Below are 9148 nucleotides of genomic sequence, written 5' to 3' on the forward strand. Positions count from 1 at the left end.
AGTGATGATGATTATTTTCGTGATGAGTATGAGGATGTTGCGTAAATAAAATAGCAGGTGCGGGGGGCGCCTGCTTTTTAAAAATAAAGAAACCGTATGTTACATTAAGCACTAAAAAATCATAAAATTGAAATAATTATCTATATAGGTATATAAATAATCGTGAATAAAATAAAACGTATCATATAGCCATAAAGCGTTTTATAGATAAAAATATTGGAGGGGGTAATGGACACTCTATCTACTAATAAATTAAATAAAAAAGAGAAAAATCCAAATTCCAAACAATCAATTTTAATAACTATAATACGTAGAGTGTTTTCTATCGTTTATAAAATATTACATAAGATATTGAAAACGTGCCTTTTTTTCCTTTTCCTTTTTCTTTTGCTTATTCGCAAACCGGTTATTATTTTAACAGAGTTTATAGCAGGGGGGAGTTTGCTGGTGTTATTTATTTTTTTTACTGGATATGTAGCGGGCTCTGCACCTTTTGAACACCAAACAGCAATGGTCATTGGTTATATAGTTTTGATATTTCTAAGTTTAGCTGTCAATTGGGGGTACGATACGCTGCTATTACGGCTAGCTCCTCCTGGTTCTGATCTTATGCTTTTCAAGTAAAAGCTTATTAGAGAATGTTCGTCAAGCTCTCCAATACGATAGAATGGTACTAACAAGAGCTAGTACAAAGAGGATGTATTTTAGGCTGTTTCTGTTTTAAAGCTTGCGCTAAATCATAATTTGTTTGCATAGCTAGCCAAGCACGTGCAGTACTCACACCAGCCATTTCAAGTCTAATAGCGAGATTGGGACTAACAGCAGCTTTTCCATTTAAAACCCTAGAAAAAGCTACACGAGACATACCAAGCCGTTCAGCTGTTTCGGTAACAGATAAACCAAGCTCTACGATTACATCTTCACGCAAGAGTTCTCCAGGATGTGGAGGGTTTTTCATCATTTTTTATCTCTCCTTATTCAATGATAATCTAGATAATCAACTAATTCGACATCTATACCAACAAAACGGAATATTACACGCCAATTTCCATTTACTGTAATTGACCAAAAGCCCTTAAGATCACCTTTTAAAGGATGTAATCGAAAGGACGGATAATTCAAATCATTTGGTGATATAGCTACGTCAAGAGCACCTAGAATACGCCTTAACTTTTGAGTATGAGCAGACTGAATTCCTTTTGTAGTACCAGTAGTGTAGAAGGCTTCAAGCCCTTTATGTTTAAATCCCAAAATCATGATTCACTGTAATGTGTATCGTTATAAAATACAAGAAGAAGTTGTTCATTAAGCTACAATGTTACCATTATTGGTAACATTGTGAAGCGTAACTACTATGCTTTTATTATTTTTCTCTTCTGTATCTGTATATTTTAAGCATCAAAAATGCCTGCTAAAGCAGATTTTTTGAATTGAGGAGGGGGCAGCCTCTTATTTTATAGATAAATGGAGCTAATTATTTTTTTATCTAAGATAATCTTCAAGATCTATTTGATTACTAATGTCCATTTCTAAAGGTTTTCTATTCTCATATACACCTTGAATACCGGCTGCTTTCATGCGATTTTTTAAGTTCTTTCTAAGAGCTATTTTGTGGATTTTAGCACTACCTTTCCAACCAAGGTTTGGGTTGAGACGGTAGGATCTATTAATCCCAATACGAGGACCTTCCAAAAGAATATCCATAGCTATTAGTCTTTTTACGCTTCGATTAAAGTGATGTCTGGTAATACCAACTTTTTTAGCCAATTCCGTTTGATTGACGACTAATAGATTTTCGAAATCAAGACGAGAAGCCAGAATGAAAAACACCTTGAGATCATATCCGTTTAAATTACTTTTCGCTATTATAGCCATCGGATGTTGAGGCATTGCAATCCATTCCTTTTTAAATCCATTTTTGCCTTTTAGGTATGACACAAACAACAAAGCCGTCCATAACCTCCACTATTTTACATCTATTTGGTATAATTTTTTTATCCACGTAGTTAAAAAATCAAATGTTTTTTCCCTACTATAAGGTGCTGTGTAGGCACCCTTAAACGCTCTCCTTCTAATCATGATTTCGGAGCCGCGTGAGAGGGACGAAACAAGACGTTAGGTTCTTTGTCAAGGACGCCGTTAGGCGCCATGTAATGGTTTCCTTGACACTAAGAACCAAGACTTGTTAGTCCTCTCATTAAACGCGGGTCTGATGTCATGATTTTGGTGAGCGTTCCAGAGAGTTTGAGAGGCGGATAGCCTCTCATTATTGATTATGGACGAACGAAGTGAGTTCTATTTAGGATATATTATTATTTAGGAGCAAATCTATTTTTGTTAGTAAGGGCTGTTAAATCCTTACGTCTAAAATAGATAGAGCGTCCACAACGGATAGGGGGTTGCCCTCGCACGAGAATGATTTGTTCGTCTAGGCGCATTTCTTGGGTAATTTCATGAGGATAAATTAAAGGTCTCTGCTGGGTGTTTACATTTTCTGTCCCTCTTGTATGGAATCCTCCTAGAGGTTTTCTTGAATTTTTCACTTCAACAGTCATTTGACCACATGCCTTAGATATATTTTCAGCAGTTTTAATATCTTGTATTGCGGCATAACTTATAAAAGCACAACTTTCAAACCATGTCATAGCACCCGATGAACCGAAATGACGTTCAATTTGTCCTATAGATTGGTAAAAGAGCATGAGAGATATTCCATATTTACGACCACGGTCACGAGCTTCTTCTAAGATGTTCATATATCCTAACAGATCAATCTCATCTAAAACAAAGAGGACTCTTTTTTCATAGTTTCCATTTGCGGCTTCCATAGCTTTGAGAAGAGAACCAACAAGAATCCGTCCCACACCAGGGTAAGATTTTAGAGTTTTTGATGGGATATTAAAAAAGATGTCTACATTGCCTTTTGTTATATCATTAGTTTTAAAGTCGTCACCACTTATAAGGTTGGCATAACTATCAAGGGAAAGCCATTGGGTATCTTTAGAAGCAGTAGCATAAACACTAGAGAAAGTTTGCTGTGCCATATTGGTAAAGACCCCGAGGGTTTCACGAATGAATTGTGATGAAGAATTTGATTGTATTGATTTCAATTTTCCAATAACCGATGGTTCTGGTTCTGATACAATCATACGAAGTGTTTTTAAGTTTTTTTCATGTTCTTTGTATTCATCAGAAAAGACGACATGTGCAAGTAGACCTGTTAACAAATTGTGAGCATGAGAGATAAAAAATTGATCGGTTGAAGTGGATCTATAATTTTCTGAAAGGAGGAGTCGTGCTGTCTCTACGAGACCTACTTCCTTTTCACAAATAGGGATATTTTTATCTAATAACCAATCTAAGGGATTAAAAGTTTTTGTTGAATCTCCATGGGGATCAAGAACGTATACTTTTCTTTTTGACAGCTGCCTTGTTTTTTTTACCATTGGAGCGATTTCAGTTGAAGGGTCAAAAACGACCAGTGGACCGGAATATTTGAGACAAGTTGGAATAACATTACTGGTTGTTTTATAACCACCAGAACCAGCAAAAAATAACATGTGGGGTGAAGAAAAATTTTGTTTATATGTTAGTAATGGCTGTGTTCCTCCTTTCCCCCATGTTGTTTTGTCTTGAGAATCAAAAAGAACATCTGTTACAATATCTTCGTCTACTCGATATCGTTCTCCTACGATGATTTCTCCATCGCTTGGAAAGATGCTTTCTAGTTTTTTCATATTCATCCATTGAGCGCCGCCGAAGATTGTATTTTTTAATTTTTTCGAAGGTAATTTTTTTGGCAACGATAGATTCATAGTGTAACCAAGGATAACAACGCCAATAACAACACCCCATAAAACCATCCTATCAAAGAAAGGAAGAACATCCGCCCATGTCATATTATCTTGACCAACATATGGACTAAGTCTGATATATTCATTTGCACTATAATAAGTTGCAAACAAACCAAAGACGATCATGGACGAAATAGTAATATTTTTTCTTATATGTCTTTTTTGTAATAAGATGAATGAAGAACCTGAAAGTGCAATAAGAACGAGAATATCGAGAGGTTTTGAACGAACAAACCAATAAGCATCAGGCGTCGTTCCATTTTCTGTAATGTTATTGATTGTTATGTTTACAAGAAAAAGAATTATGATTGAAAAGAGAAAAGGGCATATTAAAAATATGATTTGTTTACGATTTAGATTGTTTATCATTTTGACCCCGCGTATCAGTAAAAGAATGTTGTCCTATTTTTTGTAATTTTTTATATTCATTTGAATTTATATCAAGTTTTGCAGCATGAGTTAAACATCCTAAAATGAAAGACTTATCGGCATTTTTAAGACCAGCCTTTACGACAAGACCGCCTAGAATAATTTTTTCACGTGCATCTTTACGCCTTATTTCATCACTCAAAAATCTCCTCCTTTTTTCAATGCGTCTTAGTGATTTTATAGAGTTACCAAGATTATTCAGTTTTTTGCTGTTCTTTTTGAAATCGGGCTTTAATCTCCTCGAAAATATTTTTCCATTGATCGTTTGTTATGTTTAATTCTGTTAATCCCGCTTCAGCTGCTAATAGTGCAATTTTTTCCCCTTCTTGTTTTTTAGCAGCTTTAATTCTTTCAAGAAGCTTTTTACTTTTTTCTTCAAGAGATTTTTTTTCTTCCATAAGTTTTTCTAAAGATTTACGTGACATTTAAAATTCTCTTTTATTTGTTAATCTTTATTTTTACTTAACAGAATAAATCTCCAATAACAATACTTAATAGTGCGCATTTATGCGCTCCTGAAAATGTCTTTTTTCAAAAGATTTTTGAAGGCGCAATTATACGTTTTAAAGTAAAACGTTTCATGCTATAGATTATTTCTGTGAAATAAACACAATTTTTGGTAATTGTATCTTATGGCAAGTACACATTTACAAGCTAAAATTATTGGTGCTGGAAAATCAGCAATTTCGGCGGCTGCCTATCGCCATAGGACAAGGATGTTTGATGAGTTAGAAGGATCTCATACGCATAAATATGATAAAGATAGAGACCTTGTACATTCAGAAATGAATATTCCAGAGGGTTCTCCAAAATGGATTACACAACAGCTCAGTTATTTTGATACAAATGATAAAAAAAGTGAATGGCTGTGGAACACTGTGCAAAATAGTGAGCGCGTGAATGGACAGTTGGCAAGAGAAATAGTTATAGCGTTGCCATTAGAGTTATCACGAGATCAAAATATTTCTCTTGTACGAGACTTTGTAAAAGAAAACTTTGCATCACGTGGTCTTGTTTCTGATTGGGTTTATCATGACAAGGAAGGAAATCCACATGTGCATATTATGCATACTTTACGTCCAGTTTTAGAAAATGGTTTTGGTCCCAAAAAAATAGCTGTCTTAAATGAAGATGGAACAGTAAAAAAATCTCTTGTTACTATTCGTGATAGACAAGGGAATGCTATAAGAAAAGAAGAGCGTATAGTTTATGAAACCGTCATAGGTCATAAAGATGCATTGAAGGATTTACGCAACTCATGGGGTGAGATTGCAACGATGCATCTTGCACTTGCAGGTCATGATATAAAAGTAGATATGCGTTCTTACAAAGAGCGTGGTTTATCTATAGAGCCAACCATTCATTTGGGGCAATCTGCTCATGCAATGAGTAAAAAAGGACTTGCTAGCAATGCGGTACAAGCTAATGAAAAAATAAAACAGAGATCTGTAGAGAAAATTAAAGAAAACCCTAATGAAGTATTGAAGTTAATTTCATTTGAGAAGTCGACATTTAATCATGGTGATCTTGCTAAGATCATTAATAGATATGTTGATAATTCAAATGACTTTAATGATATTATGGTGCGCTTAGAACAAAGCAATAACCTGATTAAAATTAAAGATCATTCCAATCCTTATAAAGTTATTTACTCCACAAAGGAAATATTAAAAACCGAATATGATATGGAGCGGAGTGTTGTTTCGTTGTCTCAAACGACAGGACACGGTGTAAAAGATAGACAGGTTTTAGAGGCAATAAAGTCTGTTGAGAATAAAGATAAAAGTGATAGATTTAAATTTTCAGAAGAACAAAAATTAGCCGTTCAACATATTACAGATGATAAAGGTATTGCGGCGGTTGTTGGTTATGCAGGTGCTGGAAAATCCACTCTATTGGAAGCCGCAAATATTGCGTGGGTTAATAGTGGGAAGCGTGTATTTGGAGCAGCGCTTGCGGGGAAGGCTGCGGAAGGTCTTGAAGAATCTTCAAAGATAAAAAGTAAAACTCTTGCTGCGTGGGAATTAGCGTGGAAAAATAAAAAAGATGAATTACGGGTTGGTGATGTTTTTGTCATTGATGAAGCTGGAATGGTTTCTTCAAAACAACTTTCGCATTTTGTCCAAAAAATTGAAAAAGCAGGCGCAAAAATTGTTTTAGTTGGTGATAATATGCAGTTGCAACCCATTGAGGCTGGAGCGGCATTTCGCGCTGTAGTTGATAATATTGGTTATGTAGAATTATCCGGTATTAGGAGACAAAAAGAAGAATGGGGGCAAGATGCATCACGACAGTTTGCACGTGGACAAGTAAAGGAAGCTTTAGATCATTATAAAAATAGAGGATTCATTCGTGAGACTAAAACGCATGATCAAGCCATAAATACTCTTGTTAAAGATTGGATGAATACACGAAGAAAAGTTGAAAAAAAAGCTCTGGAAGAAGGAAAAACTTTACGGGGTGACGAATTACTTGTTCTTGCTCATACGAATGCGTCTGTAAAAAAATTAAATGAAGAAATTCGAACTGCTCTTAAAGATGCTCGTTTACTTAAATCTGAAGATAGTGCAAGCGTTACAAATTTTGATACTCTTAAGGGGCATAGGGAATTTGTTGTTGGTGACAGAATTATCTTTCTTGAAAATGCTCAATTTGAAGAAAGATCAGCCCCAGAATTAGGAAAGCAAAAAGTTAAAAATGGTATGTTGGGAACTGTTTTGTCTACACAAAATGAAAGAGGAAAACCGCTTTTAAAAGTGTGTCTTGACTCTGGCCAAGAAGTTGTTTTCTCCAATCAGACCTATCAAAACGTTGATCATGGATATGCGGCTACGATTCATAAGAGTCAAGGAGTTACCGTTGATAATGTCTTTGTTTTAGCCTCCTCATCTATGGATCAACATCTCTCCTATGTTGCAATGTCTCGCCATAGGCATCAGTCACATCTTTATGTAGCCGAAGAGGATTTTAAAAACGTTCGATTACACGAACACAAACAGGTTAAAGGTACAATCACTGGTGAACTTGTTGAAGCTGGGTATGCTTCTTTTAGTGAAACAGCCAAAACCAAAACACCTTATGCGGATATAGCAACTTTCCGTGGAGTTGAACGTGTTTATGGTGTAAATCTTCCCTCTGCGATAGATGGGGCTCGTATTGAGCTTGGTGATAAGATATCCATTCGTCAAAACAAAGAGACTGTTGTTGTTAACAATAAAGAGATTAGACAAAACATTTTTCATGTGGATTTTATAGAACGTGGTGATCCTTCTTTTGCTAGTAGCATTAAACAATCCGATCGTGCAAATACCTATGAAAAATTGGTAGCAGCTCTTTCTAGGTCTGGTGTTAAAACAACAACTCTCGATTTTTCTGAATCTCCTGATTATAGAGATTATATAGCCAAATTTAAAAAAAATAGAGGGATTGATGTTTCTCAAGGTTTAGGGGAAAAAATAGCCTCTTATGTTGATTTTAATAAAGAATGGTTGCAAAAACAAAAAGAAAAGATTGAAACCCTTTGGGGGAGAGCAACGACAGTTTTTAGCAAACTTAAAAAAGAAGAGCTCGAGGTTGAGCAATCACAAAAAGAGTTGAATGTTGCATCAAAAACAACGGAAAAAGCCCCATACCTTGCTGCTTATACGGATAACTCTAATCTAGAACAGAAGGTGCTAAGCGCTCTTAGAAATAAAAAATCTTACATTGATATGTTTAAGGAGTTAAACAGTCATTTAGCATCTATTTATAAAGATCCACAAGAGGCTGCGCTTAGGATTGAGCAAACGATTTTAGCAGGGAAAGGCGATAAACTCTCTGATATTTTGGATAGGGCACCTGATAGAGCGGGCGAACTGCGTGGATCAGATCGTTTTATCGATAAATTGAAGGCTACAGGAAAAGAACGAAAAGAAGCGCTTTATCATGTTCCTCTTGCTATTTCTTCTATTAAAATGCTTCAATCCTTTTATGAGAATTCTTATGAGACGCTGATGGTTAGTGTTACACGGGAGCGTGAACAGTTAAAAGTAGAGGTTCCGTCACTTTCACAAGAAGCAGTGACTTTTATGAAAAATGTTGAAGCTGGTCGTGATAGTTATTCAAAGATACCAGAGCAGGTTGGTGAAGAATTTTTAAAGCTGAAAAGTGCTTTAGATAAACGTTTTGGACAGGATGCTATTCATAAACAAGACTTTGACTTGTCAAAAGCAATCATGCCAAATCAGCCTCAAGATAAAAAGCTTGTGAAAGAGCTTCAAACAGCAGTTAAAGTTTTGCAACAGATACATACACAAGAGCTAAACAATGTGATAGTGCAAACAATGTCAAAAGAAATTACACGATAAAGAAATTTAGAACATTAGACACTTGTTATAATAACTCATTTGAGCCATACATAAGAAGGTAACTAAAGGAGGTTTACTATGGGCATAGCCGTAGATTCAAAAGATGTTGTTCGAGCAAATATAGATAAGAAGTTGAAAAAAGAAGCTGGTGAAATATTAGCAAGTTTAGGACTTACGGTGTCTGATTTCATACGAATTTCCTTAGCTAAAGTTGTTGATGAAAGAGGATTGCCGTTTGATATGTCTATTTCTAATGCGAAAACGCTTAAAACTTTTGAAAAGAATGCAAAAGGATAAGATGTATACTTTGCGAAAGATATGAATGAGTTATTTAAGTCATTTCGACAGTTTTTAAAAAGCATCACGGCGTTTGAAGGGGTCGTAATAGATTTCTGTTACACGAAATTTGCCTTCAAGGCGTTTGCATTGGATGATGACATCTATCATCGAGATTAATAAGCCGCGGATATCATCGCGTGCTAAATTACCACCACCGTCACTTTCTTTGACTAAAAGGGT

9 protein-coding genes and 1 pseudogene are annotated in these 9148 nt (G+C 35.4%); 3 read left to right on the forward strand and 7 right to left on the reverse strand.

Annotated elements, in window-relative coordinates; translation table 11 throughout:
• Positions 1-447: 447 nt before the first annotated feature.
• Positions 448-624 (forward strand): hypothetical protein, encoded by a 177-nt coding sequence (locus ACFIKY_RS08460; RefSeq protein WP_375612418.1) that lies wholly within the window; start codon positions 448-450, stop codon positions 622-624.
• 49 nt (positions 625-673) lie between these two features.
• On the opposite strand, the gene ACFIKY_RS08465 is transcribed toward ACFIKY_RS08460, so the two are convergent.
• The 6 genes from ACFIKY_RS08465 to ACFIKY_RS08490 all read right to left on the reverse strand — a co-directional run bounded on the left by ACFIKY_RS08465 (position 674) and on the right by ACFIKY_RS08490 (position 4681).
• Complete coding sequence (locus ACFIKY_RS08465) at positions 674-961, reverse strand: HigA family addiction module antitoxin (RefSeq protein ID WP_375612417.1); 288 nt, start codon at positions 959-961, stop codon at positions 674-676.
• A gap of 17 nt (positions 962-978) precedes the next feature.
• The gene (locus tag ACFIKY_RS08470) at positions 979-1257 is read right to left on the reverse strand and encodes a type II toxin-antitoxin system RelE/ParE family toxin (RefSeq protein ID WP_375630386.1); all 279 of its coding nucleotides are present in this window, start codon (positions 1255-1257) and stop codon (positions 979-981) included.
• A gap of 225 nt (positions 1258-1482) precedes the next feature.
• Complete coding sequence (locus ACFIKY_RS08475) at positions 1483-1890, reverse strand: replication protein RepA (protein WP_375630387.1); 408 nt, start codon at positions 1888-1890, stop codon at positions 1483-1485.
• Between the two features lie 422 nt (positions 1891-2312).
• Positions 2313-4223: a Ti-type conjugative transfer system protein TraG gene (gene traG / locus ACFIKY_RS08480; protein WP_375647744.1), complete on the reverse strand. Its 1911-nt coding sequence runs from the start codon at positions 4221-4223 to the stop codon at positions 2313-2315.
• Positions 4201-4425, reverse strand: a complete 225-nt coding sequence (locus ACFIKY_RS08485) for a conjugal transfer protein TraD (protein ID WP_375647746.1) — start codon at positions 4423-4425, stop codon at positions 4201-4203. The genes traG and ACFIKY_RS08485 overlap by 23 nt, the downstream gene beginning before the upstream one ends.
• A gap of 52 nt (positions 4426-4477) precedes the next feature.
• A complete protein-coding gene (locus tag ACFIKY_RS08490) occupies positions 4478-4681 on the reverse strand; it encodes a TraC family protein (RefSeq protein WP_375647747.1) in 204 nt (67 codons plus the stop codon).
• A 234-nt stretch (positions 4682-4915) separates the two neighbouring features.
• Here ACFIKY_RS08490 and traA point away from each other — a divergent pair, with 234 nt between their 5' ends.
• Together traA and ACFIKY_RS08500 are read left to right on the forward strand one after the other, a co-directional pair.
• The gene (gene traA, locus ACFIKY_RS08495) at positions 4916-8629 is read left to right on the forward strand and encodes a Ti-type conjugative transfer relaxase TraA (protein WP_375661695.1); all 3714 of its coding nucleotides are present in this window, start codon (positions 4916-4918) and stop codon (positions 8627-8629) included.
• Between the two features lie 78 nt (positions 8630-8707).
• Entirely contained in the window at positions 8708-8926 is a 219-nt protein-coding gene (locus ACFIKY_RS08500; protein ID WP_375647750.1) for a type II toxin-antitoxin system RelB/DinJ family antitoxin, read from the forward strand.
• Between the two features lie 54 nt (positions 8927-8980).
• On the opposite strand, the pseudogene ACFIKY_RS08505 reads toward ACFIKY_RS08500, so the two are convergent.
• A pseudogene (locus ACFIKY_RS08505) lies at positions 8981-9148 on the reverse strand (P-type DNA transfer ATPase VirB11); the annotation flags it as partial.

Source organism: Bartonella sp. CR127HXZ (assembly GCF_042194555.1).
GTDB classification, from domain to species: domain Bacteria; phylum Pseudomonadota; class Alphaproteobacteria; order Rhizobiales; family Rhizobiaceae; genus Bartonella; species Bartonella grahamii.

Coding starts and splice junctions, on each gene's coding strand:
- traA (WP_375661695.1), top strand. CDS start 4,916: ATGGCAAGTACACATTTACAAGCTAAAATTATTGGTGCTGGAAAATCA.
- traG (WP_375647744.1), bottom strand. CDS start 4,223: ATGATAAACAATCTAAATCGTAAACAAATCATATTTTTAATATGCCCT.
- ACFIKY_RS08490 (WP_375647747.1), bottom strand. CDS start 4,681: ATGGAAGAAAAAAAATCTCTTGAAGAAAAAAGTAAAAAGCTTCTTGAA.
- ACFIKY_RS08470 (WP_375630386.1), bottom strand. CDS start 1,257: ATGATTTTGGGATTTAAACATAAAGGGCTTGAAGCCTTCTACACTACT.
- ACFIKY_RS08475 (WP_375630387.1), bottom strand. CDS start 1,890: ATGCCTCAACATCCGATGGCTATAATAGCGAAAAGTAATTTAAACGGA.
- ACFIKY_RS08465 (WP_375612417.1), bottom strand. CDS start 961: ATGATGAAAAACCCTCCACATCCTGGAGAACTCTTGCGTGAAGATGTA.
- ACFIKY_RS08500 (WP_375647750.1), top strand. CDS start 8,708: ATGGGCATAGCCGTAGATTCAAAAGATGTTGTTCGAGCAAATATAGAT.